This is a genomic window from Peribacillus sp. QJM3NY_7, assembly GCF_056173225.1.
The window spans coordinates 2122895-2148657 of the sequence record NZ_CM149663.1; the positions used below are offsets into that span (position 1 = coordinate 2122895).

A 25763-nucleotide genomic window follows, 5' to 3' on the forward strand; every position below is an offset into this window, starting at 1 on the left:
ATTGTCATCTGACCAGGACAGTTAAACTTTGCTGTCCTTTTTGGATATAACTAGGAAAGGGATGGAAAGCATGATGGGAACAATTGAACTGCAACGGGACTATTTTAAGGAGAACAAAACAGTCTTTTTTACAAACAATGAATTCGGTGTAAACTTATTCCGCTATCCATCAGGTATTGAAGCGATTGAGCTAACAAATTCACGAGGAAGAATGGTTGTCCTCCCATATATGGGTCAGATGATTTGGGATTTGGAATTTGACGGTGTAGATCTTAAAATGAAGAGCATGTTCTCTCAACCTAAAAAGGTTGAGAGGATCTTAGATACATATGGATGTTTTGCCTTTCATTCTGGATTAATCAGCAATGGCTGTCCGGGATCGAATGATGACCATGAAATGCATGGAGAAATGCCATGTGCCGAGATGGATAGAGCTTGGATTGAAGTTACGGATATTGGTATAAAAGTAATTGGTCAGACAGAGTATGTCAAAGGGTTCGGTCACCATTATCTTGCCACTCCGAGTGTTGAAATGTTCAAAGAAAAAGGTTTTATTAAAATGAGCATGAATGTAAAAAATTTATCGGGGGCAGAAATGCCACTTCAGTATATGTGCCACACTAACTATTCATATTTAGAAAATGCCGTTATGAAGCAGAACATTCCAGACGGTGTTTTCAAGCTTAGAGAATCGATTCCAGGCCATGTAAAGCCGACAGAAAAATGGTTGGTTTATAATAAGAAGCTGCTAAATGGCGAAGAATCGCTCACAGTATTAAACAATCCGGAAATGTATGATCCAGAGATCGTATTTTTTGGGGATGAGCTGAATTTATATCAGGAAGAAGTTGAGTTTGAAATGGCTTCTCCCGATGGAGTTACTTTCTTTACAAGTTTTTCAACAGCGGAATTGAATTATGCCACAAGGTGGGTATTACATAATGCAAATCAGCAAGTTGCATCATTCGTGCTGCCTGCAACATGCCGTCCAGAAGGCTTCAACGCTGCAGAAAAAGCTGGAACATTGATTAAGCTCGGAGTAGGAGAAGAGAGGTCTTTCACGATTATAACCGGGAAGAAATAAGGGGGAAAAGGAAATGGATATAGCAGTAATTGGATCTAACATGGTTGATTTGATCTCATACATTGATAAGATGCCGAAAGAAGGAGAAACACTTGAGGCGCCTGACTTTAAGATTGGATGTGGGGGGAAAGGAGCAAATCAGGCAGTGGCAGCTGCCAAAATGGGCTCAAAAGTTATGTTGGTAACAAAGGTTGGCGATGATCTCTTTGCCGATAACACCATTCAAAACCTCGAAAGCCACGGAATAGATACTGAGTTTACCAATAAAGTCAGCGGCATATCAAGCGGTGTTGCACCGATTTTTGTCGATCAAGAATCAAAAAATCGCATCCTGATTATTAAGGGAGCAAACCAACACCTGAAGCCGGCAGACGTGGAGCGAGCAACTGATAAACTTAAGACAGCCTCGTTAATTGTCCTTCAGCTGGAAATCCCGCTTCCAACCGTTTACCGTGCAATTGAATTTGGTTATGAGCATGGCATTCCGGTCATTTTGAATCCTGCACCGGCATCAAAAGAACTTGATTTTGATTATGTGTGCAAAAGCGACTTTTTTATTCCGAATGAGAGCGAATTGGAGATTTTAACAGGAATGCCTGTGGCCTCTGAGGCCCAAATTAGAGAAGCGGCGTCCGGGTTAATTAAAAAAGGGGTAAAAAATGTCATTGTGACAATGGGAAGCAAGGGCGTCATGTGGGTAACAAATGAAAAAACTCAAACTGTCGATTCACCTAAAGTAACTGCGAAGGATACTAGTGGAGCTGGAGATGCATTTATAGGATGCTTTGCACATTTCTTTGTAAAAAATGGCGAAGTACTTCATGCTATAAAAATGGCTACAGCATATGCTGCTTTAAGTGTCACTAAACGTGGTACACAGTCTTCTTATCCAACTTCTGAAGAATTAGAAGAGTTTTTGAATAAGTGAGATAAATTAATGTATGTGATCAAAAATGCGCTTTTGTAAGCCGAACATAACCCTTGTGTGAACTCACAGCTTTAGGATTGAAGTATAAAGAGGATGGTTAAGTTTTTTAGTTGATCTTCATACGCACTTTTAAAAAAATTAGTAAAGTATAGCTGGACAGATGGCAAACTATTTGTCATCTGTCTTTTCATATCTTTTGTTAAAGGAAAACGGACTTTACTATAATTCAGCTGCTCTTTCTTAAGGTATAGGAAGGTGAATCAACGGATGGGAAGAGTTGGACACATTGGGATACCAGGGCATTCTTGTTGAATGTTAATTTCTCAGTAATTGTACAAGCCATTTTTCATAAATATCATATCTTGTTACGAAGAGAGATTCGTAAGAAACTGGTTAGATCCTTTATTATGAATGATAAATGTGTAATATTGGTTTGTTTTCAGAAAAAATTCAAAACACTATCTTTTACTTATTATCGTATCTTCTAAGTATTTATTATAACAGCTCACTGGAAACCCATCTCTCTAGTAACAAATTTTAAAAAAAGGAGACGTTTAGGGAATGTTGTGGCCAATTAACAATGGTAAGGAAAGGTTACATCAGCCAAATAAAAGTGCAATGCTGTCCATGCAAGAGATAAAAGCCATTGAGTCCTGGATATCTCAAATAGGGATATTCCAAATATATATAACCGCTGGACAATTAGTATCTACCGCCAGAAAAACGCTCAAGTTCAAGTATAAAATAATCGGGCATGGTTTTAACCGGGTGGTCTATGATTTAAATAATGGCTATATTTTAAAAATTGCATTGTCACAAGTAGGACTAATAAGCAATGCAAATGAAGCCTATATATACAATAACTGTAATGAGAAAGTCAAAAAGTATTTATGTCCAGTTAAGGAGTATGGGACGGGCTGGATAATCATGAAGAAGGTGGACACGAAAGTGCCATTTGCAATCAAGGAATATACGAAACTGTTCAAGTTGGAATTAAAATTCCTGAGGCACGGTATTATCCCAATAGATTTGCGTTTAGATAATGTCGGATATAACGAGAATGATGAGATGGTCGTCATTGATTACGGTCTATTCACCATGGATCTCAAAAGCCCCGTGCTGCGATGGCTTGTTTGATGAGGTGTCTATCCAAAGAAAATATAAAATTGATTTACAATGAGGTGATTAGGCGAAGCGGTGAATCTTGTGCTCTCTTGATTTTATCGAATAGTCTAAATGAAAGAAGCATGTTACGAAGGGTTTTTTTGTGCAACATGCTTTTTTTATGGTTTAAAGGATCATAACTGATGACACAACGCTAGCCACTTTTTTATCATTTTGAAATAAATCTGCAAGTACATAAGCTGTTTTTTTTCCGATTCGGTCTACTTTTGCTTCAACTTGTACGTCTCCTAATCTTACTGGTCGATGAAAGGTAGTATGTAAATCAATGGATGCGAAGGATTGTCCGATGCTTAATTTAGATGATATCGCATAAGCCATCATAATATCTGCTGCAGAAGTGACAAATCCACCCATTGCTACACCAATTCCGTTAATAAACTTTTCATCTACTTTCCATACACCTCTCGCAATTCCATCCTGGGCATAATTTGCTTCAATCTGTAACGTTAGATCACAATTCGGAGGTTGTTTCCCCTCTGTAATAACTTGTAAAAGCTCGTTTCCTTTAGATGGTTCCCCCATTAAAATGCCCCCCTTGAATAAGTTGAAACTACAGAATATTCTAACATATATCTTAGTGTCAATGAAGTTATTGATTTTACAAATAAAGTAATTAGAGACCCGAAGTGGTGGATTAGATTTCCACTCCGGGCACTCGCTTTCCGCGGGCGGTCTGGAGAGCCTCCTCGGCTTCCGCCTGCGGGGTCTCCCTTGGACACGTTTTTCCCGCAGGAGTCTCGTACCTTTCGTTTCAATCACCTTTTATTAAAATTCAGATGAACCCTTTTGTATAAAAAGTAGCTCGGAATGGTCACACCCCGAACCGAGAAATGTAATTTGGTGGTGGATTAGATTTCCACTCCAGGGACTCGCTTTCCGCAGGCGGTCTGGTGAGCCTCCTCGGCTTCCGCCTGCGGGGTCTCCCCTAGACACGTTTTTCCCGCAGGAGTCTCGTACCCTCCGTTCCAATCAACTTTTATTAAAAATTCAGATGTGAAACCCTTTTGTATAAAAAGTAGCTCGGAATGGTCACACCCTGAACCAAGAAATGTAATTTGGTGGTGGACTTGATTTCCACCCCAGGCACTCACTTTCCGCGGGCGGTCTGGGGAGCTTCCTCGGCTGCCGCCCGCGGGGTCTCCCCTAGACACGTTTTTCCCGCAGTAGTCTCGCACACCCGTTCCAATCAACTTTGTTTTATTTAGACAGAATCCTTTTGCCTACAAACTAGAAAATTTTTGTTTACCGACAGTCTTTTTTTGTGGGTTTATAAAATGGGAACGTTGATTTCCACTTCAGGCACTCGCTTTCCGCGGGCGGGCGGGAGCCTCCTCGGCGCGCCTGCGGGGTCTCCCATGCCACGCTTTTCCCGCAGGAGTCTCGTACACCCGCTCCAATCAACTTTGTGTTTTAAAAGAAAAAACTGTAGGCTGCTCTATTCGGAACCAAGTTTTAGACTAGTTTATACTTTAAGTTTTTCAGAGTAATCCTCATTGGATGGAAGAAAATTGCGGCACTCCTGCCGAAATACTGTCTAGCCTAGACCCCACAGACGCTTGCGTCGAGGAGGCTTGGCAGGCAGTCGGCGGAAAGGGCGCGGATTTCTGAAATCAACTGGAATATTATTTTATAAAAAACTGTAGGAAAGTTCGAAGTTGATAATTGTCAAAAAAATCAAAAACTTCTTCTTTTTCTAATTAAATTGTGATAGTGTATAAAACAAAGAAGTATTTCCTTCGTCATAATTTTAAAAAGAAGTATTTAATTCATCAGAAAGGAGTGATATGGTGGAACATCTTCCATTTAAATTATTAGTAAAAGAAAAATTTGACCATCTATCGGCAGGTCAAAAAAAAGTTGCCGCTTATCTGATTGAAAATTTGGATGAAGCCGCCTTTAAAACGGCATTTCAAATTGGTAGGGAAGCGGAGGTTAGTGAAACAACGGTCATTCGGTTTTCCTATTCATTGGGATTTGAAGGGTTTAGTAAAATGCAGTCGAGGATTCAAAAACAGCTGCTGCACCAAAATCAAATAGACTTATCGAATACTGATTCCATTCTCCACATTGATGACAAGCAAGATCCCTTTACAAAAGTGATAGAAAACGAAGTTCATATTTTAAGACATCTATTAGATCATACGAACGTTCAGGACATATGGAAAGCAGTCGATGTTCTGATCCAGGCTGATCAAATATTGATTGCAGGGCATCGGATTTCCCATGCTGCCGCCTATTGGTTCTCCTATACGCTAAGTTCATTAAGGGAAAATGTAAGTTTATGTTCACCTACAGGTGACTTCTATGAAAAGTTTTGTAATCTCACTAACAAGTCTGCATTAGTTGTTTTTTCCTTTCCCAGATATGCGAATGAAACATTAAAAGTTGCTGAGTGTGCCAAAGAACAAGGAGTTTGTTTAATTTCAGTTACAGACCGCCTTCTGTCACCTGTTGGACGCATCTCTGATATTTCTCTGACAACTGAAGAAAACGCAGAAACCGGAACCAATTCAATCGCTTCCGTTATTAGCTTGTTGGACTTGGTTATTGCAGGCATACATCAAAAAGACGCAAAACGGATTTATACCCATCAGCAAAAATTAGAAAGGCTATATTCAAGTTATGAAGTGTTTAATGAATGAGTTTTTAATAAAGTTAGAATTCATGTAAAGGAGGAGATGCAACATTATGAACCCGATTCAATATATTGATTTGCATCAAGAATCATTGATAAAGTCCTACCATGATTTGCATTCTTTAGCTGAGCCAAGTTGGCAGGAAGAAAGAACGTCTTGCTATATTTTAAAATGTATTAGGGAAGCGGGCATCACCGTAAAAACATTTCAGGGCCATTATGGAATCATTGCCGAGATTCCAGGCATTTCAAAAAAGGTTGTGGCATTAAGGGCTGATATGGATGCGCTTGTTCAGGAAGTAGATGGAGTTGTAAAGGCAAATCATTCATGTGGACACGACGCACATAGCACAATGGTTTTATATACAGCATTGGCCATCGCCTCCAGCGGAATCCGGCCTAAGCACACTCTCCGATTTATATTTCAGCCTGCAGAAGAGAAAGGGGAAGGCGCTCTTCAAATGATCAATGATGGCGCGATGGAGAATGTTACATATTTATTCGGGGTACATGTAAGACCAAGTACGGAGGTTCCTTATATGAAGGCTTCCCCCGTCATTGTCCATGGATCGGCCGAAACAATAAGGGGTACAATCAAAGGCCTTCAGGCTCATGCATCCCGTCCGCAAGATGGAATAAATGTAATCGAGGCAGCAGCTTTGCTTGTCCAAAAATTACAGCAGATTAATCTGGAAACCGAAATTCCTTATTCCATCAAAATGACTCAATTTGAAACAAACAATAAAGCATCAAACGTTATCCCGGAAACAGCTGTCTTTGCTATTGATGCCAGAGCACAGTCAAATGATGTAATGAATGAACTGAATCGCTTAACAAAGGAAGCTTTTGAACAGACAATGGAACAAACTGAAACATCGATCTCCTGGTCTGCGGAAGAATTTGTCCCAGCTGCGACCTTGAATGAAAAGGCGATAAAGCTGGCTGAGGCCGCAATTGTAGATATCCTTGGGGCGGAAAATGTTGTTCCGGTCTGTGTTTCTCAAGGAGGAGAGGATTTTCATTTTTATACAGCCGAAAATCCTGATATAACTGCAACTATGATAGGGTTAGGCTGCGATCTAACGCCTGGTCTGCACCATCCGGATATCAAGTTTAATTTACAAGCACTTATTTATGGAACGAAAATTTTAATTAACACAGTCATGATGGCGGCAGAAGAGTAAAATTTTTCACTTAAAAAATTAATGAAGGGGTGTTTTATGGAAAATACCGCACAAACATCACAAACCGGGGACCATACAGCTGCTGATGAAAAACAACTGGAGCGAAAACTCAAACCAAGGCATCTTTCGATGATTGCAATCGGCGGCACCATTGGAACGGGGCTATTTTTAGCAAGCGGTTCCATTATTCATACTGCGGGTCCTGGAGGAGCTGTGGCTGCCTATATTATTGCCGGGATCATGGTTTACTTTCTGATGACAAGCTTAGCCGAAATGGCTGCCCTTATTCCTATTACAGGCTCTTTTAGTACCTATACATCAAGGTTTGTCGATCCTGCATTGGGATTTGCGATTGGGTGGAACTATTGGTATAACAATGCAATCGTAGTCGCACTGGAATTAGCAGCTTCCTCCCTGATAATGAAATATTGGCTTCCTTCTGTTCCGGGCATCATTTGGAGCGCATTATTTCTTGCAGTCATATTTGGCCTTAATATTTTATCGGTAAAAGGATATGGTGAATCAGAATTCTGGTTTGCCATTATCAAGGTTTTGACGATTATCATTTTTATAGCAGTAGGTTTATTAATGATTGTAGGAATCATTGGAGGGGATGCCGTAGGTTTTGAAAATATCACCAAAGGAGAGGCACCGTTTAAAGGAGGCTTTTTATCTATTATAAGTGTCTTTATGGTGGTAGGATTTGCCTTTCAAGGTACCGAGTTAGTAGGAATTGCGGCTGGCGAGAGTGAAAACCCGAGAAAAAATATACCAAAGGCCATTAAGCAAATCTTCTGGAGACTTCTCTTGTTTTATGTATTGGCGATAATTGTGATTGGATTTTTAATAAGCTATAATGATCCGCGTTTGTTAAGCTCGGATATTGAAGATATTGCGGTAAGTCCCTTCACTCTAGTTTTTCAAAACGCTGGGCTTGCCATCGCTGCCTCCGTTATGAATGCGGTCATTCTTACTTCCGTTCTTTCTGCAGGCAATTCGGCCATGTACGGAGCTTCTCGCGTGCTTTGGGTGCTGGCGAAAGAAGGAAAAGCCCCTTCGTTTCTAAAAAAAGTGAATTCAGGCGGCATTCCAGTGAACGCTGTGTACTTTTCTACCATCGTTGGGATGGCAGCTTTCCTGACCTCTCTTTTCGGTGAAGGCACGATTTACAATTGGTTATTGAATGCTGCAGGATTATCCGGTTTTTTATCCTGGTTAGGAATTTCGATTACACATTATCGTTTCCGGAAGGCATATATTGCACAAGGTAGAGATTTGAAAGATTTGCCTTATGTATCAAAATGGTATCCATTCGGTCCGATATTAGCCACACTTTTATGTGTTACGGCAATCCTGGGACAAAATTACTCTGCATTTTTCGGTCCTGATATTGATTGGTATGGAATTTTGATTTCCTATATCGGGCTTCCTTTATTTTTCCTGGCTTTTCTAGGTTATAAAATCGTAAAGAGAACAAAAATGACTCCATTGCAAGAGGCCGATTTCAGTAAAGCGGAATAACCTCTTTTGTAAAAAGCAGGAAAGTATTAGAAAGACCATTTACATGATAGCTCCAGTGCCTCGTTAGACATGCAGTCAGATGTGGATTGCCTTGTCATCTTATGTTGTCAATAAGGGCACTTGTGCTATACCAGGGAGGTTTACCATGACGAATACACATGAAATTGTAATACGTTCTCTTCATCGAATTGAAGAGCTAGAGGAAGTAAGAAAGCTAGAGTCCAGCATTTGGGGAGAAACCGACTCAATCCCTGCACACCAAACCTTAACAGCCGTGAAAAATGGCGGTTTGGTTATAGGAGCTTATTGGGAAGGAAAGCTGATTGGATTTCAATACAGTTTTCCGGGATTCAATGGGCAATCAGCCTATCTTTGTTCACATATACTAGGCATAGATGAGCAATTTCGCAACAAAGGTATAGGCGAGAAGTTAAAGTTAGCACAACGTGAGGAAGCGCTAAAGCTCGGCTATTCCCTTATTACCTGGACGTACGATCCTTTGGAAAGTGTTAATGGGTATTTAAATATAGCCAAGCTCGGTGGGGTATGCTCCACATATATCGCAAACTGCTATGGTGAAATGGAAGATCTTTTAAACAGCGGAATTCCTTCTGACCGCTTTCTTGTCGAATGGCATATTGATAAAAAAGAGACAACGGATTCTAGCGGACAGGAAATGCCGCTGGACTTTGTGATGGAAAACTCGCTTATTCAATGGGATACCATTGAAAAGGGATTGCCAGTTCCATCGTTCACTCGCCCGCTGCCTGAACAAGAATGTGAAACAGCTTTTGTTGCCCTTCCAAAGGACTTCCGAACAATAAGAGTCACAAATATTCAAGCGGCCAATGAGTGGCGGATGAAAACCAGGGACATATTTACCGGATTATTTCAGCAAGGATGGCGGGTAACAGGTTTTATGAAGAATTCCATGACGGAAATTCCCGTTCAGTTTTATATGCTATCAAGGAAATGAACTAGAAGAGTATATATAATGTTTAGTAATTTCAGGCTGTGTAAGCCTATTAATAAAAAATTTGTAAGACTGTGTTCTTTAACAGTTTTATCACAGAAGGAGAATTTCTAAGTGAAAATTAAACAAGTTATTCTAAGGCATCTTAAGCTAGACTTGCTTGAACCTTTTACAACTAGCTTTGGGACGGAATACGATAGGGATTTTATCCTTGTCGAAGCCATAAGCGATGATGGCATTTCCGGTTGGGCTGAATCGGTTGCGATGCTCGACCCCCTGTATAATGAAGAGACCTTAAAAACAAACTGGCATATACTAGAAGACTATCTAATTCCAATAATCCTAAAAAATGAAATCAAGCATCCTGATGAAATTTCCGAAAAATATTTCACCCATATTCGCGGAAATTATATGGCAAAAGCAGCTTTAGAGGGTGCCGTTTGGGATTTGTATGCTAAAAAGCAAGGTGCTTCTCTTTCAAATGTGTTAGGTGGAACAAAAAAGAAAATTGAAGTGGGGGTAAGCATCGGAATAAAGGATTCGATCGATTCGACCCTGGATATAATTGAAGCTCGTCTCGGTGAAGGCTATAAACGTTTTAAACTAAAAATCAAACCGGGCTGGGATGTTGAATTAATAGACAAGGTACGAAAAGTATATCCTGAAATCCCGCTCATGGCCGATGCAAATTCAGCTTATACCTTAAAAGATATAGACCGGTTATCCGCCTTGGATGATTTTAATTTAATGATGATTGAGCAGCCGCTTGCCTATAATGATATCATTGACCATGCAGATTTACAGTCGAGGTTAAAAACACCTATTTGCCTGGATGAAAGCATACACTCATTGGAGGATGCCAGGAAAGCTATTAAATTGGGCAGCTGTAAAATTATTAATATCAAGATTGGCCGTGTCGGAGGTTTGACTGAATCCAGGAAAATCCATGATTTATGTCTTGAACATGAAATTCCGCTATGGTGTGGAGGTATGCTGGAATCAGGCATTGGAAGAGCTCATAATATTGCAATCACATCACTGCCAAACTTCACTCTTCCCGGCGATACCGCAGCTTCCTCCCTCTATTGGGCAGAGGATATCACTGACCCTGAAGTTACAGTGGAAAACGGAATGATCAGTGTTCCAGAATTGCCTGGAATCGGCTATGAACCAAGCATGGAAAAAATAAATAAGTATACCATACACAGTCAAACCTATCATTTAAGTTAGAATGTTGCTAGAAACGCCTAGGGTGCTACAACATTGCATAAAGGCATGATTCCCGAAAAAGGGGAGCATGCCTTTTTTATATATAATCCATTTTCCAATCAAAATATATTGTAATTCGACTATCTGCCATGTATGGTGTTATGAAATGCAGATTAGCTTTTCTTATATCCTTTAAAAAGTTATCATAATAGAGTCTTTGTACATTGTATATATACACATTTATGATACAAAACTGCATGTATAGAAAAAGGGGTGAGGCGATGCGAAATTTACATACTATCTGTGCCGTAATAACCGTCTACCTTTTCTTTTTTTGCTGTTTCTTTCCTTCAGCAGCCCATTCGGAAGCCCAAAAAGTGATCCGGGTTGCAGGGGATAATAACTTTCCACCTTTTGAATACTTGAGCGATTCGGGTGTTTATACCGGTTTTAATGTGGATATAATGAACGCCATTTCTATCGAGACTGGCATTAGGTTCGAATACTATCCCATGCCATGGAACGAGGCAGTACAAGCTATGCGCTCTGGAAAAGTGGATGCGATTCAAGGCATGAAGTACAATCAAGAACGTGAAGAGTTTTATGATTTTTCAGCTCCGTATTTCACAAGTTCACAAGGAATTTTTGTGTTGAAAGATAATATGTATATCCGAAAAATCGAAGATCTTAAAGGCCGGAAAGTAGCTGTACAAAAAGGAGATGTTGCAAGCGATCTATTAAGTAAAGTCGATCGTTTGCAATTGGTGGAAACTAATAATCAACAAGAAGCCGTTCAGTCGCTTATCGACGGTAAAGTGGATGCTTTCATTGGAAATCGGATTACGGGTCAATATTTTTTACAGAAAAATGAGCAGCAATCACTCATTAAGATTGTCGGTGAGCCACTTGACACCACAAATTATGCTGTAGCCGTTATGCCGAAAAACAAAGAGTTGCTGACACTATTCAATCAGGCCATTTCTCAAATCAAGAAAGATGGAACGTATGAAAAGATAGAGAAAAAGTGGTTCGGCGAATATATCCTGCCAAATACTCAACGGCTCCGTAAAACGCTGTTGTATTTGGAAATTGGTCTTATTCTTACCTTCATTGTGATTTCTCTCATCTTATGGTGGAATCTCAGCCTTAAACGAGAAGTGGCTAAGCGAACCGAGCAAATTGAGCACGTGAATAAAGACTTGGAAGAGAAGATGCTCCTTCTTGAGGAAAACATCAACTTTCAGCAGCAAGTATTAAACAGTGCCTACAGTTCGCTTATTACACTGAATCAGCAAGGTCTTGTATCGATGATTAATGTTAGGGCCATGGAATATTTGGGGGTGGACGGTAATGTTGTTGGAAAACGTTTTCAGGATCTGCCAACTGCCCGTTTCATCCCGGAAAAGGAGATTATGGCTGCATTAGAGAAAAAGAGAGTTTTCTTGCAAAAGGAAACGGTATGGTCTCATTATGCGGGCAAAAAAAGGCATATAACTTACAGCATGTATCCAATTCAGACTATTGGGGGAGAAAGTGTAGGTGCGGTGTTGAATTTTTTCGATAGTACGGAACAAAAACAACTAGAGAGAAAAGTGGCTCAGGATGACCGATTGCGTTCATTGGGTCAACTCGTGGCGGGTATCGCTCATGAAATAAGAAATCCGTTAACATCCATCCTTACCTATACGCAATTGCTGCCGAAAAAATTTGCAAGCGCAGATTTCCGATCGTTCTTTTCCGAACAGGTCACCAGTGAAATTACCCGACTTAATACATTGATTAACGATTTGCTCGATTATGCCCGTCCTAAAAAATCAGAGCCTGTCACATTTTCGCTGAATGAGGCCATGGCAGGGATTGAGCTATTGCTAAAGCCGAAAATCAAAGAAAAAAACCTGAGTATTGTTCGAGAGTTCGCTGGAGACATTCAGGCAACTGCAGATACACAGCAGATCAAACAAGTACTGGTGAACGTCATTCTCAATGCCATACAGGCGTCCAATACAGGGGGAACACTTATTTTTCGGGCATACTATCGGGATGTGTTCACTGTCGTTGAAATCGAGGATGAAGGAATTGGGATTTCGGAAGAAGACATTGATAAGATCTTTGAACCGTTTTACACCAGGAAACCCAACGGGGTCGGGCTAGGGCTTTCTATTACGTATCAGCTTGTCAAAGAAAACGATGGCATTATCGAGACAAGAAGTGAAGTAGGAAAGGGAACAGTAGTGACCATTTGTTTACAGCATTAATACAGAAAGGGTGAAAACGATGCAAGATATCATGATTATTGATGATGAGCCAACCATATGTCAGTCACTTACGTTTGCATTGGAAGACCAGTATCACGTCTATTCGTTTACAGACCCACGTGAAGCGCTTCCGCTTTTCGAAAGGGCAGAAATCGCCATCGTTTTGCTGGATTTAAAAATCGGGGGATATAATGGGATGGAAGTGTTAGAAGAAATCAAACGCCTCTCCCCCTCGACTGTTGTCATTATGATGACGGCCTACGGCACCATTCCTTCTTCCGTGGAAGCAATGCGTAAGGGGGCGTTTTCATATGCGACAAAGCCGCTTCATATTGATGAATTGGAAGTGCTGATGCAAAAGGCAGAAGAAGTGTACACCCTTCAGTCCAAAGTGAAATGGCTGAGTGAAGAATTGGATAAGGTGGCAGGTGTGAACGGCCTCATTGGTGAAAGCTTGGCCATGCGTAAAATATTCTCCCTCATCGAAAAAGTGAAGGATATCGATTCCAACATTCTCATAGAAGGGGAAAGTGGAACCGGTAAAGAAGTCGTCGCCAGAACCATCCATAATCAAAGCAAGCGCAGAAACAAAAAGTTTCAGGCTATTAATTGTGCCGCCATTCCGACTCACTTGTTGGAATCAGAATTATTTGGATACGAAAAGGGCGCATTTACAGGGGCGATACAGCGAAAATATGGACTTTTTGTGCTGGCGGAAGGAGGAACAATCTTTCTTGACGAAATCGGTGAGATGGATTTGGCACTGCAGGGCAAAATTTTGCGCGTTCTACAAGAGAGAAAGGTAATGCCTGTTGGCGGGATAGAAGAAGTCAGCATCGATGTCCGGATCATTGCAGCGACAAACAGAGACTTGGTTAAAGAAGTAAAAGAGAATCGATTTCGTGAAGATTTATTTTACAGATTAAATGTGATTCCGATTCACCTTCCGGCTTTACGTGAACGAAAAGAGGATATTCCTTTGCTGTTGGAATTTTTCATTGCAAAAATCGGTGATCGAATGGGAAAACCTGTAGAAGGAATTTCCCATGAAGCGCTGCAGCTTATACAGCAATATGACTTTCCAGGAAATATTCGTGAACTGCAGAACGTGATTGAAAGAGCAATAGCGCTTACGAATGATTCTTACATACAGAAAGCCGATTTACCTTCCGACATCCAAAAAAGCTCGCGCCCATTTTTCGGCAATACCCTAATCCCCGTATATGTCGGCGAACCGCTTGAAGAAATCGAAAAAAGAGTGATTCTTCATAACCTTGCCGCATTTAACGGTCATCAAAGGAAGACAGCGCAAACAATTGGCATCGGGGAGAGGACATTGCGGGACAAGTTGAAGAAATATCGGGAAGAAAAGTAGGCGGAAATTGCCGAGCGGCAATTTTCGCCTACTTTTTATTTTGAATATATCTGAATTTCCCACTGTTTTTATGGAAATGGACCTGGCATGAAACTTGCTTAATAAAATTGTAGTAAAACCATTAAGCAGAATGGAGGGAACATAGATATACAACATAATGGTCTACAGAGCTGGACTGGAAGTTACAGTGCGGCGAAAGCGGGGATGTGCAAAATGCATCAGGCAGGATAAGTCAATGGCCTATCCAAATTTAACGAAAACAAAAGGACAAGCCATTGAACCAGAGCTTTTATAACAGTACATCCCGAAATTTATTGGCGATTGCAAATATGAAGTATTTTTATTTATGGGGAGGAAAAATAAATGTATGCGTTACCAAATATGGATTTATGGAAAGGCAGAACAGATAGTCTAATAGATAAAGATGAATTTAGAATTCATCAAATAGTTAAAGATAATCAAACAACATCATCAAATAATACATGTGGAATAATAGGGTTCTCTTGTGAAGAAGGCGTACGCAGGAATAAAGGAAGACTTGGAAGCAAAGAAGCTCCCAATGAAATACGTAAATCCTTATCATCTCTATCTTGGCACGGCCAATCAGCAGATAGCCTAGTTGATTTCGGAAATATCATTTGTGAAAATCAACAGTTAGAAGCAGCTCAAGCTGAATTGGGAAGCCACGTAGAGAAAATATTATCTGAAAATATGTTTCCTGTTATTTTGGGGGGCGGACATGAAACCTTTTATGGTCATTATCTAGGAATTAGGTCGAGTGTTGGACCCAATGCCAAAATAGGCATTCTTAACATTGATGCTCATTTTGATTTACGCTCTTATGAAGAAATAACTTCTTCTGGAACGATGTTTAAACAAATATTAGATAATGATCATCAAGCTAGTTATTTGCCAATTGGCATTCAACGTTATGGAAATACTAAAAAATTATTTGACACTGCAACTACACTTGGTTGCTCTTGGATATTGGAAGAAGAATTAGTAGATGAAAATTCTGAAGAAAACGAAAATAAAATTCTGAATTTTATAAATCAACATGATTATATTATATTAACACTTTGTATGGATGTTATAAACGCTTCTGAAGCACCGGGTGTTAGTGCCCCTTCCTCATTTGGTCTTTCAGGAAAAATGGTTAGACAATTAATTCGTAAGATTACTTCACATACGAAAACTATTTCATTTGATATCTGTGAAGTGAATCCATCATTAGATTGTGATAATCGGACTGTAAAACTAGCTGCAAACCTAATAAATGAAGTATTCATGTGTGTGGAGAGGAGATAAGCAATATGAACATCGAGATTAATCAAACGATCACTATTTTTTTAGCGATACTGCTTTTAGCACTAGGCGGGATTATCGTTAAGAATGTCAAATTATTTAGACACTTTTGTATCCCTGCACCCGTTGTGGGGGGATTACTTTTTGCAATCGTCGTTACAAGTCTTAAAACCTTTTTAAACATAACCATTTCATTGGATACGACACTCCAGGGATTATTCATGTTAACATTTTTTACGTCCGTTGGATTGGGTGCCAGTTTCCAATTAGTGAAAGTCGGCGGTAAATTATTATTAATATATTGGTTATTATGCGGGTTTCTGGCATTTGCTCAAAATTTAATCGGAATTTCTTTAGCAACCGTTTTTGGGATTGATCCATTGATTGGCATGATGGCAGGAGCAATTTCCATGGAAGGCGGCATAGGTGCAGCTACAGCATTTGGCGGTACGATTGAATCGCTGGGCATTCAATCTGCCCAAGCAATTGGAATAGCAGCAGCTACATTAGGATTAGTGTTTGGTGGATTAGTTGGAGGTCCCACTGTAAAGTATTTAATTAATAAACACAAATTAACACCAAGTAAAGAGGATATTGAAATTCAAGAAAAGAAAGAAATGGAAGACAAAATAGAATTAAATGTAGCTTCATTTATGAAACAAGTGTTAATACTGACATTTTGTATGGCTTTAGGTTCATATCTAGGAGAGTTATTTTCGGCAAAGACAGGTTATGTTTTACCGAACTATGTTGGAGCAATGATAGTGGCTGTAATAGTTCGGAATATTTTAGATAAAATAAACGGGAAAATTATCGAAATGCCTAGTATTAATTTTATTGGAGATATCACTTTAGGTATTTTCTTATCTATGGCATTAATGAGTATAAAATTATGGGAAGTTGCTGACCTTGCTTTACCAATTATTTTAATTGTGGTGATACAAGTAATTTTCATTATCCTTTTAAGTATATTCATCATGTTTCGCTTTCTTGGCAAAAACTACGATGCGGCAGTTATGGTTGGAGGATTCATCGGACATGGAATAGGGGCTACACCGAATGCTATGGCAAATATGTCAACAATCACTGCGAAATATGGACCTTCAAGTAAAGCATATTTAATCGTTCCAATAGTCGGTGCATTTCTTATTGATGTATTTGCCATGCCAATCATCATTATAAGTATTAATCTATTTAAATGATAATTTGTTATTAAATAAGGAATCAAAAACATTCGGTATTGATTTTTTTATTCCGAAATTGCCCATATAGTAGGTAATTCACAATGGTTTTTCTGTATGATTATTAATGCACCGGAACCCTATCAATTTCGCAACATCTACATGTATGTATCGTATCGTTTCACAGCCTGATTTAGTAAGAATGCTGCTGCCAAGATCAGAGGTCGTGGAATTAAGCTCTGTTATTAATCTCTGTTAATGATATCCATCCTGGCCTAAATTGAATTGTACTGAAAAAATGTAATAATTAAAGGGGGAGAAAATCATTGTCATTTTCACTAAAAATAATAAAGAAAAGTGAACAAATAACCAGTCTTTGGTCAGGTGGTAAAACAACTCAACTAGCCATTTATCCTGAAGAAGCTGATTACTCGAAGCGTGATTTCAAATGGCGGATAAGCACAGCAGAAGTCGAGGTGGACGAATCCTTATTTACTCACCTTCCAGGCATTCAGAGAATCATTATGATTCTTGATGGTAAAATGTCGCTGCAACATCAGGGAAAGCCCAGTGTGCATTTAAGCCCATTTCAACAGGATCGGTTTGATGGAGGCTGGACAACCCGCAGTATTGGGAAGGTCACTGACTTTAATTTGATGTTAGCGGAAGGCTGCGAAGGTGACATCCGCACGATTCATATGAATGATGGAACCCATGCGGAAGTGTTGCATAATCGGGATTCTTCGAAAAGAACCGACGCCTTCTATTGTTTCAAAGGCAGGAGTAGAATGAATATCGATGAAAAAGAGACAATTGTTTTAGAGCAAGGTGACTTAATAACCTTAAACAGAGATCATACCTCCAACAATTTAAATATAAAGTTATCAAATCACGATGACGACTCTACTGCAACAATTATTAAGGTAAGTATTTTTTATTGATAGAGAAATTCTGGGTTGCAAAGGCATCCTTCTCCTATATAAATCCGAGTTCATTGCGAAGCAATATACTTAATGATATTTTTTATTAATTAACAGAAATGTCCTTTGTCGGCTAAGTTGTATCAAAAAGGGTTCCGTCTGAAGCTTTAAACATAGTTGATTGGAGCGGGTGTGCGAGACTCCTGCGGGAATAGCGAGTCCAAGGGAGACCCCACAGGCGCAAGTGCGCCGAGGGCGGACTGCCCTACGTTCCAATCAACGTCCAAATTTGTTAAAAGCCAAAAAAAAACTGTAGACAAACTCGATTTTCATCGAGTTTGTCTACAGTTTGAGCTGTCAATAGACGGCTTTTTCTTTTTGATATTTAAAGGAGATAAAGTGTCTATTTTAAGATTAAAATTATTTTGATATATCCAATCCCTTAATTATTTGAGAATATTTGGTATGTGAAATTGAAATTAAAACACTTACATTTCCTATTATCTGTGTATAATTACCTGAAAATATGAAATTATCTTTTAATTCAAATGATTCAGTGTTATTATTTTATAAGAATATTCAAACTATTAAACGAGAAGGTGAGGGAACTCATATGTCACAGATGTTGGCTTTGGTTATCGTAATTCTGATTTTATTTGTAGGAGACATAGTGGCGGTTCGAACAAAAGCCTGGGTACCTTCCGTTTTCATTTCAGCGATCCTATTTCTATGTGGTTATTGGACATTCTTCCCGCAAGACATCGTTTCAATAGCAGGTGTTCCACCAGTAGTGGCAACCATGATGATGTACTTATTGATCACGAATATGGGGACATTGCTTTCAATAAGGGAATTGGTGAATCAGTGGAAGACGATTGTCATCTCCTTATCTGGTATTCTTGGCATTGTTGCACTATTATTCGGAATTGGCATCTTTATTTTTGATCTGCAAACTGTCCTTGTAGCGGTTCCACCATTAGTGGGAGGTATGGTTTCTTCAATAATCATGTCAGAAGGAGCGGCAGATGCAGGACTTACGAGCTTGTCCGTTTTTGCCATTGTTATTTATGTCATGCAAGGCTTCGCCGGATATCCTTTAACTTCAATTGTCTTGAAGAAAGAAGGGAAGAAGCTTTTGGGGCAATATCGCAATGGAAAATTAACGGTAAAAAAGGATGAAACTGCAGCCGCTGCAAAAGGCATGACGGAACTTAGGCTGTTTAAGAAACTTCCTGAAAAATATAATACGGAGTATTTCAAATTTTTAAGACTTGCAGTTGTTGCTTTACTCGCTTACCTTGTTTCGAGTGGATTAGAGCCGATTATATCTATAAATGCATTTGTTCTTTGCTTACTATTCGGGGTTATCGGAAAAAGTATCGGTTTCTTGGAAAGACAGACACTGCAAAAAGCAAATGGATTTGGATTTGCCATCATGGCCCTTATGCTTTTCGTCTTTGATGGATTGAAAAATGCAACACCAAGTATGATGATGGAGATTCTTTACCCACTTGTTGTTTGCATTATCTTAGCTGTGATTGGTATGTATATATTCTCATTCATAGCAGGGAAATTGTTAAAAGTCAGCAAAGAAATGGCCTTTGCTGTATCTTTAACTGCACTATACGGATTTCCAGCTGATTACATTATCACCAATGAAGTCGTCAATTCATTAACAAAAGATGAAAATGAAAAAGAAGCATTGCTAAGCCATATGCTGCCGCCGATGCTTGTTGGCGGATTTATATCGGTAACAATCGTATCGGTTATTTTGGCAGGAATATTCGTACAATTCTTGTAAAATAGGAGGGATTCTAAGTGAGTCTTAGCGAACGTATAGAAAAGCAAATAAATGATTTGAGCGAATTTACATCAACGTCCGGAGAAGGGACTACCCGGCTTACGTATAGCAAGGAAGACTTGCTTACACGTAATTATATAAAAAATAAAATGAAGGAATACGGCCTGACAGTACAGGAAGATGGATTTGGAAATATTTTTGGAAAGCTTGATGGTACTTTAAAAGATGCACCAAGCGTTCTGTTAGGTTCACATTTTGATTCCGTACCAAATGGCGGTGCGTATGACGGACCAGCCGGTGTAATTGTCGCTCTTGAAGTGGCTGGCCTATTTGCAGAAAATCAATTAACACCTAAATACCCATTGGAAATCGTTGCCCTGATTGAAGAAGAAGGAGCTCGTTTTGGCGGAGGACTAATGGGGTCGAGAGGAATAGTGGGAACGCTAAGTGAGGAAAGTTTTAAAAATTTAAAGGATAAAGATGGTATCACCACAATTGAAGCGATGTCAAAAATTGGACTGGATTTCTCTCTTCCGAAAAGAAGAAATCCCAATAGCATTAAAGCATTTCTCGAATTGCATATAGAACAAGGTCCAATCCTTGAAGAGAAGAATATCCCCATTGGTGTTGTAGAAGCTATTGTTGGTTTAACCCAATTTGAAGTAACCATTGAAGGAAAGGCAGGACATGCAGGCACAACCCCAATGGATCGCCGTACGGACGCATTGGTTGCTGCCGCTCAAATTATTTCTCAATTACCGAGCTTTGCAATTGAGGAAGGAGAAGGAACGGTTATAACGACAGGGCGACTAGATGTTTTACCAAATGGAGCAAACGTCATACCGAATAAAGTGGTATTTTCGGTAGATGTTCGATCAAGCAAGGAAGAACATATTAACAATGTCATCAGGCGGATGAAAGAATTAATCGAATCCTATCAGGTACAGGGGATCCATACAACGGCGGAACAGCTGTTGTATATGCCGCCAAAGATATTGAGTAATGAGATTAAGGATTTATTAAAAGATAAAAGTTCTGATTTGGAAATTTCATACTGTTCCATTGATAGTGGTGCAGGTCATGATGCGATGGTTTTTTCCGATGTGACTGATGTTGGCATGCTTTTTGTTCCAAGTAAAGCAGGACTAAGTCATTGTCCAGAGGAATGGTCTGATGCACGTCATTTGGCAAATGGAGTGCAAATATTTTACGAAGTGGCTAAATGTTTAACGGAGGTAGAATAAGAATGATTAATCAAACGATAAAAGAAGCGATTCAAAATTATAGTGATGAATTAACAGAAATACGTAGAAAACTTCATAGCGAACCTGAGTTATCATGGGAAGAAGAAAATACAACTGCGTTTGTTTGTGACTACCTTGAAAAATTAGGAATTACTTATCGAAAAGCAGAACCAACAGGTGTCATTGCAGAAATTAAAGGCGGTAAGGCTGGAAAGACGGTCGCATTAAGAGCAGATATGGACGCCCTTTCTGTAGAAGAACTAAATAAAGACTTGCCGTATGCTTCAAAGGAAGAAGGGAAAATGCATGCATGTGGTCATGATGCACACACATCCATGCTATTAATTGCAGCGAAGGCACTAAACGAAATAAAAGAAGAATTACCTGGGAATGTGCGCTTAATATTTCAACCAGCCGAAGAAGTGGCAACAGGTGCAAGGGAAATGGTTAAACAGGGGGCCGTTGAAGGTGTTGATAATGTTTTTGGCATACATATTTGGTCGCAAATGCCAACAAACAAAGTCGCTTGCACTCAAGGACCTTCATTCGCTTCAGCAGATATCTTTACCGTAACCTTTAAAGGAAGAGGGGGACATGGTGCAATGCCGCAGGACTGTATCGATGCAACCATTGTCGCCTCTTCATTCGTCATGAATGTACAGTCCGTCGTATCAAGAACGGTCGACCCCCAAAATCCCGCTGTTTTGACAGTTGGAAAAATGGTCGTTGGCACACGTTTTAATGTCATTGCAGAAAATGCCGTCATTGAAGGGACTGTCCGTTGTTTTGATTCTAAAACACGTGACCATATTGAAAAGCAGCTCCAGATTTATGCTGAAAATGTTGCGAACATTTACGGTGCGACCGCAAAGGTTGATTACTACCGTGGCACGCAAGCTGTCATTAATGATGAATATAGTGCCAAATTAGTGCAAAAAGTTGCCTCAAATGCGTTTGGCGATGACGCAATATATAATGAAAAGCCAACAATGGGTGGCGAAGACTTTAGCTTCTATTTAGATGAAGTACCTGGAAGCTTCGCTTTAGTTGGATCAGGAAATCCTGAAAAAGATACGGAATGGGCCCACCATCACGGGAAATTCAACATCGACGAAGAAGCGCTTGCTACCGGTTCAGAACTTTATGCCCAATATGCATGGGCGTATTTGAACGAATAACGGACTGAAAAGAAGAAGGAACTTGGGCAATTACAAAAAGTCTTTCAATGTCAGAAGGCCGCCAATTGGCGGCCTTCTGGCGTAAATGGTTAAACTTCCTTTTATGGATATCAAGGGAAATTAGAGGAAAAGAGAAGGATAATGTGTAAATAGAAATTCCTCAATTTTTTTGACTAGTTCATTATAAAATCTTTCATGCGTAAAAACCATTAGTCCCAGTTACGAATTTATCCTACTTATTCGATCTTTCTGGGACACTGTTTGTTTGGCAAGGACAAAACAGGACATCGGTCGGAAGGGAAAAATAAAATCTGAAGGGAAATTGTAAGGTAGTTCGGATGTACAAAAAAAGAGGGAGATGGAGCTATGAAGAAATTATTTACTAGTTTGGTAGTATTGGCAATGGCCCTTGGGGTATCTTTTTCCACCGCTTCAGCATCTGCTGGAGGTTTTCACCACCCCGAAAGCTGGGATAAGAATTCCATTTTGCGGAAGGACACTCATGGAGTGGAGGTCAGAAATATGCAGTATATCCTGAATGTCATGGGTTTTTATACAGATTCTGCAGTGGTTGACGTTGATGGTATCTTTGGACCAAAAACCGAAGCGGGAGTAAAGAAATATCAAAAAGAAAACAACTTGAAAGTGGATGGTGTGGTTGGCCCCCGGACGTGGGATAGCTTCTCGCAATATATTAAGAAGAATGGCAATGAAACATATGGAGCAGGCGGATACATGGGACTCAGAATTAAATGGAAGTACGACAATCCTTCCTATACATCGGGCTCTAAAGCCTATATTTATGGTAATGGAGATACATTAAGCGACCAATACCGATTGTATGCAAATTAAGATATAGGAAATTCCTTTCATATGAAAAACGTGTCCACAAATAGGCACGTTTTTATTTTTTGCTTTCCCAAGTTGATTGTATTTGTAAACTCCTTTTTCCTTCTAAATAAATGCTATTCCTACCAAGAATAAGTTTAAGTCCAAAAACATAAAAGCTTGTAAAGAAGTTACTGCTGACGATAGTGAAAAAGTCCATAATCCTTTTGATTCATAAAAAATTAATATTATTGAATTTCACTATCTCTCTTAATGCCTACTAATGAAGATGTTGATATGCTCCATTTCGATAGAAAGGGCCGTTGAAATTCCATTCATTTTAAATGGAAAAATGGTAAAGTTAGTGGAGGATCCTCTCCAATCGGCTGTAGCTGCCGAATGGAAGGAGGGAAATCAAAAGATTATTAAATTAAATCATGGCTGTAGAAGTAATAATAAGAAGTAGAGGGACTTTATAAAAAGGCTTTGCGGAGGGGGAACTCATATGGGCAATTACTTATCAATCAGTGAAATGGCTACCATTCACAGTATCTCAAGGCAAACACTCATTTATTACGATAAGATCGGTTTATTTAAACCCGTACATATAGATGAACATGGTTATCGATATTATAGTGCCGTTCAGATTCCGTTTCTAAGGGAAATTTGCTTTTTGAAGTCGATTGGCATCAAACTGAATGATATTAAGGACCATATAGGAAATCGGAATTTAACGACTGCCATGTCACTTTTGGAATTTCATCAAGAATTCATTGATAAAGAAATAAAGGCCTTGATGAATACACGTACATTCATTCAACAAAGATTAATGAAATATTCAGAAGCCAAAAATATTAAAAGTGAATTGGATAAACCCATTATAGAAGAATTTCCTGAAAGGCATGTCTTATTTATACCATTTGAAAATGAATTGTGCCGAGAAGAATTACATTTAACGCTGATGAAAGCTTGGAATGTAATAAGTAAACATGAGATGCTTCCGTCGGAGGGATTTGGCACGATTATTTTAAAGGATAACCTTGGAACGGATGATGTTTTCGAGGGTGCTGGCATATATACTTCATTACCTTTTCTCCATCCTGATATGGATAATATGATGACGTTGCCTGCTGGGCAATATGCATGTGTGTATAAATATGGAATGCCATATAATATTGAGTTTTTAAATGAATTGGTTCAATGGATCCGTGAGAATCAGTATAGAATTGTAGGGGACGTCGTGGACGCTTGCTTATTGGATACGACCTTTTACGAGAATGATAATAGTGTTGATTTTTGTCAGCTGCAAATCCCTGTGGAGAAAATTACTTGAATTTTCAAATATCCATTGACTGTATAGTAGAAATACACTTTACAATATCATTTGTAACCGATACCATATAGGTTATTTGAATTTAAATGATACATAAGATACAGATCATGAAGTGATAGGGGGATTTTTTATGTCTGAAAAAATGAACAAAGTGACAGATTTACGTTCTGCATTGGAACTCCTGAAATCCATTCCAGGACAATTGATTGAAACGGATGAACCAGTCAATCCTCATGCTGAATTATCTGGGGTTTATCGTCATGTCGGTGCTGGCGGAACAGTAATGCGTCCAACAAAAATCGGACCTGCAATGGTTTTCAATCATGTATTGGGACATGAAGATTCAAGCGTGGTGATCGGACTTTTAGCCAGCAGGGAAAGAGTCGGCCTCATGCTGGATACAAAACCGGAGCGACTGGGATTCCTTTTAAATGAAGCTGTAAAAAATCCAATTGATCCAATCACCATTTCAAATGATAAAGCGAAAGCTCAAGAAGTGGTTCACTATGCAGAAGATCCGGATTTCGATATTAGAAAATTAATACCTGCGCCTACGAATACAGAGGAAGATGCAGGCCCGTATATCACGATAGGCATGTGCTATGCCTCCGATTCAGAAACGGGTGAATCTGATATAACGATACATCGTTTATGTTTACAAAGTAAAGATGAGATGACCATGTATTTTGTTCCTGGACGTCATTTGGAAGTTTTTCGTGAAAAGGCTGAAAAAGCAGGAAAACCGTTACCCATTTCCATTAGTATCGGTGTTGACCCTGCAATTGAAGTCGCTGCTTGTTTTGAAGCGCCAACGACTCCCCTTGGCTTTAATGAGTTGAGTGTTGCAGGGGCGATCAGGAAAGAGGCGGTAGAATTGGTCCAATGCTTGACGATAGATGAAAAGGCTATCGCGAATGCTGAATATGTAATAGAAGGGGAATTGGTTCCCGGGGTACGTGTTCGGGAAGATCAAAACACCAATACGGGAAAAGCAATGCCAGAATTCCCTGGTTATACAGGTTCCGCTGTTGCGGAACTGCCTCTAATCAAGGTGAAAGCTGTTACGCATCGTGTCAATCCAATCATGCAAACAGTTATTGGACCAAGTGAAGAACATGTGAATATGGCTGGCATTCCAACTGAAGCAAGCATTCTGCAAATGGTGGAAAAGGCCATGCCAGGAAAATTATTGAACGTTTATGCCCATACTTCAGGGGGAGGTAAATACATGGCTGTTCTTCAATTCAAGAAAAGTCAGCCAAGTGATGAAGGGCGCCAAAGACAAGCTGCACTATTGGCGTTCTCTGCCTTTTCTGAACTGAAGCATGTATTTATCGTGGATGAAGATGTGGATCCCTTCGATAGCAATGATGTTTTATGGGCGTTAAATACTCGTTACCAAGGTGATGTTGATACGGTCTTCATTCCTGGGGTGCGCTGTCACCCGTTAGATCCTTCACAAGATCCCGCATACAGCCCTACCATTCATGAAAAGGGTATTTCCTGTAAAACCATATTTGACTGTACAGTACCATTTCATTTAAAAGATGAATTTAAAAGGTCTGAATTTAAAGAGGTGGATCTAAGTCGGTTTGTTCCTGGATTTTCCAATTCATAAGTTTCG

Annotated in this window: 20 protein-coding genes; 19 read left to right on the forward strand and 1 reads right to left on the reverse strand. The window is 39.5% G+C overall.

The genetic code is table 11. The features are described 5' to 3' along the window. Nucleotides 1-70: 70 nt before the first annotated feature. The 3 genes from AC0VX1_RS10240 to AC0VX1_RS10250 all read left to right on the forward strand — a co-directional run bounded on the left by AC0VX1_RS10240 (nucleotide 71) and on the right by AC0VX1_RS10250 (nucleotide 3149). Nucleotides 71-1084 carry an aldose 1-epimerase family protein gene (locus AC0VX1_RS10240; RefSeq protein WP_440438343.1) on the forward strand — a complete coding sequence of 338 codons (1014 nt, stop codon included), beginning with the start codon at nucleotides 71-73 and terminating at the stop codon, nucleotides 1082-1084. Between the two features lie 13 nt (nucleotides 1085-1097). After that, a complete protein-coding gene (rbsK, locus tag AC0VX1_RS10245) occupies nucleotides 1098-2012 on the forward strand; it encodes a ribokinase (RefSeq protein WP_440438342.1) in 915 nt (304 codons plus the stop codon). 561 nt (nucleotides 2013-2573) lie between these two features. Next, nucleotides 2574-3149, forward strand: coding sequence for a hypothetical protein (locus AC0VX1_RS10250; RefSeq protein ID WP_475471054.1), 576 nt, complete (start codon nucleotides 2574-2576; stop codon nucleotides 3147-3149). Between the two features lie 153 nt (nucleotides 3150-3302). Here the strand turns inward: AC0VX1_RS10250 and AC0VX1_RS10255 are convergent, their stop codons facing one another. Then, nucleotides 3303-3719 (reverse strand): PaaI family thioesterase, encoded by a 417-nt coding sequence (locus AC0VX1_RS10255; protein WP_034312878.1) that lies wholly within the window; start codon nucleotides 3717-3719, stop codon nucleotides 3303-3305. Nucleotides 3720-4981: 1262 nt separating this feature from the next. Between AC0VX1_RS10255 and AC0VX1_RS10260 the strand changes: the two genes are divergently transcribed. The 16 genes from AC0VX1_RS10260 to AC0VX1_RS10335 all read left to right on the forward strand — a co-directional run bounded on the left by AC0VX1_RS10260 (nucleotide 4982) and on the right by AC0VX1_RS10335 (nucleotide 25757). After that, a complete protein-coding gene (locus AC0VX1_RS10260; protein WP_413011248.1) occupies nucleotides 4982-5839 on the forward strand; it encodes a MurR/RpiR family transcriptional regulator in 858 nt (285 codons plus the stop codon). A 46-nt stretch (nucleotides 5840-5885) separates the two neighbouring features. Next, nucleotides 5886-7016, forward strand: coding sequence for an amidohydrolase (locus AC0VX1_RS10265; RefSeq protein ID WP_475471057.1), 1131 nt, complete (start codon nucleotides 5886-5888; stop codon nucleotides 7014-7016). 36 nt (nucleotides 7017-7052) lie between these two features. Beyond that, on the forward strand, nucleotides 7053-8537 hold the full coding sequence (locus AC0VX1_RS10270; RefSeq protein WP_475471060.1) for an amino acid permease: 1485 nt from the start codon (nucleotides 7053-7055) through the stop codon (nucleotides 8535-8537). A 145-nt stretch (nucleotides 8538-8682) separates the two neighbouring features. Further along, a complete protein-coding gene (locus tag AC0VX1_RS10275; RefSeq protein WP_475471062.1) occupies nucleotides 8683-9513 on the forward strand; it encodes a GNAT family N-acetyltransferase in 831 nt (276 codons plus the stop codon). 111 nt (nucleotides 9514-9624) lie between these two features. Further along, nucleotides 9625-10740, forward strand: a complete 1116-nt coding sequence (gene menC / locus AC0VX1_RS10280; protein WP_475471064.1) for an o-succinylbenzoate synthase — start codon at nucleotides 9625-9627, stop codon at nucleotides 10738-10740. Between the two features lie 260 nt (nucleotides 10741-11000). After that, entirely contained in the window at nucleotides 11001-12974 is a 1974-nt protein-coding gene (locus tag AC0VX1_RS10285) for a transporter substrate-binding domain-containing protein (protein ID WP_475471065.1), read from the forward strand. Between the two features lie 19 nt (nucleotides 12975-12993). Further along, the gene (locus tag AC0VX1_RS10290) at nucleotides 12994-14349 is read left to right on the forward strand and encodes a sigma-54-dependent transcriptional regulator (protein WP_475471067.1); all 1356 of its coding nucleotides are present in this window, start codon (nucleotides 12994-12996) and stop codon (nucleotides 14347-14349) included. A 363-nt stretch (nucleotides 14350-14712) separates the two neighbouring features. Beyond that, entirely contained in the window at nucleotides 14713-15657 is a 945-nt protein-coding gene (hutG, locus tag AC0VX1_RS10295; protein WP_475471069.1) for a formimidoylglutamase, read from the forward strand. 5 nt (nucleotides 15658-15662) lie between these two features. Continuing rightward, nucleotides 15663-16856, forward strand: coding sequence for a sodium/glutamate symporter (gltS, locus tag AC0VX1_RS10300; RefSeq protein WP_475471071.1), 1194 nt, complete (start codon nucleotides 15663-15665; stop codon nucleotides 16854-16856). A gap of 305 nt (nucleotides 16857-17161) precedes the next feature. Beyond that, nucleotides 17162-17776: a HutD/Ves family protein gene (locus tag AC0VX1_RS10305; protein ID WP_475471073.1), complete on the forward strand. Its 615-nt coding sequence runs from the start codon at nucleotides 17162-17164 to the stop codon at nucleotides 17774-17776. Between the two features lie 592 nt (nucleotides 17777-18368). Then, entirely contained in the window at nucleotides 18369-19556 is a 1188-nt protein-coding gene (locus AC0VX1_RS10310) for a hypothetical protein (RefSeq protein ID WP_475471075.1), read from the forward strand. A 17-nt stretch (nucleotides 19557-19573) separates the two neighbouring features. Then, a complete protein-coding gene (locus AC0VX1_RS10315) occupies nucleotides 19574-20800 on the forward strand; it encodes an allantoate amidohydrolase (RefSeq protein ID WP_475471077.1) in 1227 nt (408 codons plus the stop codon). 2 nt (nucleotides 20801-20802) lie between these two features. Next, complete coding sequence (locus AC0VX1_RS10320; RefSeq protein WP_475471078.1) at nucleotides 20803-21978, forward strand: M20 family metallopeptidase; 1176 nt, start codon at nucleotides 20803-20805, stop codon at nucleotides 21976-21978. 366 nt (nucleotides 21979-22344) lie between these two features. Further along, nucleotides 22345-22830, forward strand: a complete 486-nt coding sequence (locus tag AC0VX1_RS10325; RefSeq protein ID WP_057277169.1) for a peptidoglycan-binding domain-containing protein — start codon at nucleotides 22345-22347, stop codon at nucleotides 22828-22830. Nucleotides 22831-23311: 481 nt separating this feature from the next. Beyond that, nucleotides 23312-24139, forward strand: coding sequence for a MerR family transcriptional regulator (locus tag AC0VX1_RS10330; protein ID WP_475471080.1), 828 nt, complete (start codon nucleotides 23312-23314; stop codon nucleotides 24137-24139). A gap of 130 nt (nucleotides 24140-24269) precedes the next feature. Further along, nucleotides 24270-25757 (forward strand): UbiD family decarboxylase domain-containing protein, encoded by a 1488-nt coding sequence (locus tag AC0VX1_RS10335; protein WP_475471082.1) that lies wholly within the window; start codon nucleotides 24270-24272, stop codon nucleotides 25755-25757. Nucleotides 25758-25763 lie beyond the last annotated feature (6 nt).

Excerpts from the sequence above, each read along its gene's own strand:
- AC0VX1_RS10240 (WP_440438343.1), top strand. The coding sequence starts at position 71 with ATGATGGGAACAATTGAACTGCAACGGGACTATTTTAAGGAGAACAAA.
- rbsK (WP_440438342.1), top strand. The coding sequence starts at position 1,098 with ATGGATATAGCAGTAATTGGATCTAACATGGTTGATTTGATCTCATAC.
- AC0VX1_RS10250 (WP_475471054.1), top strand. The coding sequence starts at position 2,574 with ATGTTGTGGCCAATTAACAATGGTAAGGAAAGGTTACATCAGCCAAAT.
- AC0VX1_RS10255 (WP_034312878.1), bottom strand. The coding sequence starts at position 3,719 with ATGGGGGAACCATCTAAAGGAAACGAGCTTTTACAAGTTATTACAGAG.
- AC0VX1_RS10260 (WP_413011248.1), top strand. The coding sequence starts at position 4,982 with ATGGTGGAACATCTTCCATTTAAATTATTAGTAAAAGAAAAATTTGAC.
- AC0VX1_RS10265 (WP_475471057.1), top strand. The coding sequence starts at position 5,886 with ATGAACCCGATTCAATATATTGATTTGCATCAAGAATCATTGATAAAG.
- AC0VX1_RS10270 (WP_475471060.1), top strand. The coding sequence starts at position 7,053 with ATGGAAAATACCGCACAAACATCACAAACCGGGGACCATACAGCTGCT.
- AC0VX1_RS10275 (WP_475471062.1), top strand. The coding sequence starts at position 8,683 with ATGACGAATACACATGAAATTGTAATACGTTCTCTTCATCGAATTGAA.
- AC0VX1_RS10285 (WP_475471065.1), top strand. The coding sequence starts at position 11,001 with ATGCGAAATTTACATACTATCTGTGCCGTAATAACCGTCTACCTTTTC.
- AC0VX1_RS10290 (WP_475471067.1), top strand. The coding sequence starts at position 12,994 with ATGCAAGATATCATGATTATTGATGATGAGCCAACCATATGTCAGTCA.
- hutG (WP_475471069.1), top strand. The coding sequence starts at position 14,713 with ATGTATGCGTTACCAAATATGGATTTATGGAAAGGCAGAACAGATAGT.
- gltS (WP_475471071.1), top strand. The coding sequence starts at position 15,663 with ATGAACATCGAGATTAATCAAACGATCACTATTTTTTTAGCGATACTG.
- AC0VX1_RS10310 (WP_475471075.1), top strand. The coding sequence starts at position 18,369 with ATGTCACAGATGTTGGCTTTGGTTATCGTAATTCTGATTTTATTTGTA.
- AC0VX1_RS10320 (WP_475471078.1), top strand. The coding sequence starts at position 20,803 with ATGATTAATCAAACGATAAAAGAAGCGATTCAAAATTATAGTGATGAA.
- AC0VX1_RS10325 (WP_057277169.1), top strand. The coding sequence starts at position 22,345 with ATGAAGAAATTATTTACTAGTTTGGTAGTATTGGCAATGGCCCTTGGG.
- AC0VX1_RS10330 (WP_475471080.1), top strand. The coding sequence starts at position 23,312 with ATGGGCAATTACTTATCAATCAGTGAAATGGCTACCATTCACAGTATC.
- AC0VX1_RS10335 (WP_475471082.1), top strand. The coding sequence starts at position 24,270 with ATGTCTGAAAAAATGAACAAAGTGACAGATTTACGTTCTGCATTGGAA.